1 protein-coding gene is annotated in these 1,322 nt (G+C 44.8%); it reads left to right on the plus strand.

Translation table 11 applies throughout. From position 1 onward, the window contains the following. Window positions 1-53: 53 nt before the first annotated feature. A partial coding sequence (locus A3762_RS15160; protein ID WP_068756405.1) for a COG3014 family protein occupies window positions 54-1,322 on the plus strand: 1,269 nt, incomplete at its 3' end.

Here is a 1,322-nt window from a genome sequence, read left to right on the forward strand (position 1 = left end):
AATCATCGATTAAATCTTCTCTTTTTTTATTCTATTAAACTAAGCTTGTAGGCATGAATATAAGCGCCAACACCACCTCGACACCTTCATTTACTGGAGCGAAAATCTGGCTCGTCAGTATTTTTTTCATTGCGCTCACTGGCTGCGCATCAACCTCTTTGTTCACGCCCTACCCAAGCCAAGTACAGTCTGCGAAATCGGCGCTCGGTAATAACGCTGAATCAGAATCCGTACTCAAAAACTTAGAGAGTAAAAAAGACACCGCTGATGCCATGCTTTACATGATGGAAAGCTCTCGCGTTGCACAGCTCAGTGAGCAATTTGAGCGAAGTAAAAATAACGCGAATCAGGTGATAAACGCTTTCGAAAAACAAGATTTACAAGCTACAGTTCGACTAAGTGATGTTGGCGCAAAGAGCGGCTCCTTACTGACAAATGAAAACGCAATTCCATACAGCGGTGCTGGATATGAGAGGATATTCATTCATCATCAACAAGCGCTAAATTACTGGGCTCAAAATGACATTGAGGGTGCCAGTGTCGAGTTTCGTAAAGTCGCGCTCGAACAACGTGTATTGAGCGAACGCTATGAAGATGAGATTGCTAAAGCGCATTCAGAAGCCCAACAAAACAACATAGATATCGCGAGTATCAGCCAAAAGTTCTCGGGGTTAGATGAAATCGCGGGATCAGTAAAAAGCTCCTTTTTGAGCCCGTATACCTACTACACATCAGCCGCATTTTGGGAAGCCATTGGCGAGTACAACAATGCATTAATTGATTACAAGCTCGCTTTAGAGATCGTGCCAAACTCTCAGTCTATTCAGGCAGATATTAGACGTGTATCTGCCCAACTCGGAGGATCAAGTTCTGGCGAAACCAATTCACCCAAGGACAACGAAGGCTCTATCGTTATTTTGTATGAACAAGGCTTTATTCCAGAAAGAACTGAATTTGCTCTGAGTATCCCTAATTTTTACGATGGCGGAATCATTAGCGTAGCGTTTCCGTTCTACGCCAATACAGAGTCATGGTCACGCCCTACTCCGCTATCGATAAGAGATGACCAATTTGTAGATTATGGCGAAACATTCCCGCTGACTGACTACGGAACTCTCGCTGTAAAAAATCTGAAAGAACAGCTCCCTAGCCTCATCGTACGTCAGGTACTGAGGGGTTTCGCGAAACATGAGCTACAGAAACAATCGGCAGACAGTGGCGGCGCGCTAGGTCTTTTTGTCGCGAACATCTACAGCATTATTTCTGAACGAGCAGATCTTCGCTCTTGGCTTACTCTTCCCCGATCAGGCCAAGCATTGCGC

It is taken from the genome of Oleiphilus sp. HI0125 (assembly GCF_001635355.1).